This is a genomic window from Streptomyces sp. NPDC004752, from assembly GCF_053601275.1.
Window position 1 is genome coordinate 1 of record NZ_JBSGBN010000313.1, and the last position, 1,077, is coordinate 1,077.

At 63.9% G+C, this 1,077-nt stretch carries 1 protein-coding gene; it reads right to left on the minus strand.

The genetic code is table 11. The features are described from left to right. Positions 1-767: IS21 family transposase (gene istA / locus ACWEKM_RS46605; RefSeq protein WP_451627377.1), on the minus strand; the 767-nt coding region annotated here is incomplete at its 3' end. Positions 768-1,077: the final 310 nt, after the last annotated feature.

A 1,077-nucleotide genomic window follows, 5' to 3' on the forward strand; every position in this document is an offset into this window, starting at 1 on the left:
GGTTTGTCCTTCGGCTTCGAGGCGCGGGCCGGATCGACCAACGTGCCGTAGTAGGCGGCGAGTTCGGCGTACGACTTGTTGATCTGCGGGTCGTAGAGGTCCGGCTTGTCCACCCCGGTCTTCAGGTTGTCCGGGACCAGACGCCGTGGGACGCCGCCGAAGAAGCGGAAGGCTTCCGTATGCGCGAGGGTCCAGGCGTGCTGGTCCATGTGCACCACCGGGCGGACGAACATGTGCCGCGAGCTGGGGAGCACCATCACGAACGCCCAGATCCGGTGACGTTTCCCGGTGGCCGGGTTGATCCACTGCCCGAGGAAGCCGTAGTCGATCTGGGCTTCCGAGCCCGGCTCGACAACATCCCGCAGCACCGTGACCTTCGAGCGGGCCGCCTCGTCAGGCAGGTTCTCATGCACCCAGCGGCGGAACGTCGACAAGGAAACCTTCAACTTCCCCTCGTCCCGGAGCCGTTGGTGGATCGTGGTGACCGTCGTGGTCTCCAGCAGCGACTTGACGTAGTCGCGGTGCGGTTCGATCTCACCCCACCTGACCTGGTTCAGCTTCCGGCTGGCCAGCTCTGGGAACCAGCTTTTGAGCAGCTTGGCCCAGTCTGTCTCACTCATCGGCGGGCCGCCCGGGGTGATGCCGGCCTCCTCGGCCGGGGCCAGGTACTTCCTGACCGTCTTGCGGTCCACCCCCAGCGAGGCGGACACCTGGCTCTTGGAGCGGCCTGCGTACCAGTGCACGTAGATCTCGACGATGTCGATCACGGTGAATGTTCTCCTTGCCATCCGGTGTGTCCGTCGACCTCTCGGTTCGCAGGTCGAGGGACCGCGACGTCTCTGAGAGGGCCAGGACCCTCAACCCGAGCACCGGCATGCCCATGGGGAACCCGGTGGATCCGCAAGAAAGATCTACTAGCTACTCAAACCACCCGAAACAGGGAATATTCGCCCAGTTCGAGCGTGGTCAGCGGCACCATCAACGGTCAGCGTCTCGGTGGGGAACCGTGACCGCGAGGGTGGGGAATTGACTGACGTTGATCATGCAGATCGTGGGGAATTACATGACCGCTGACAG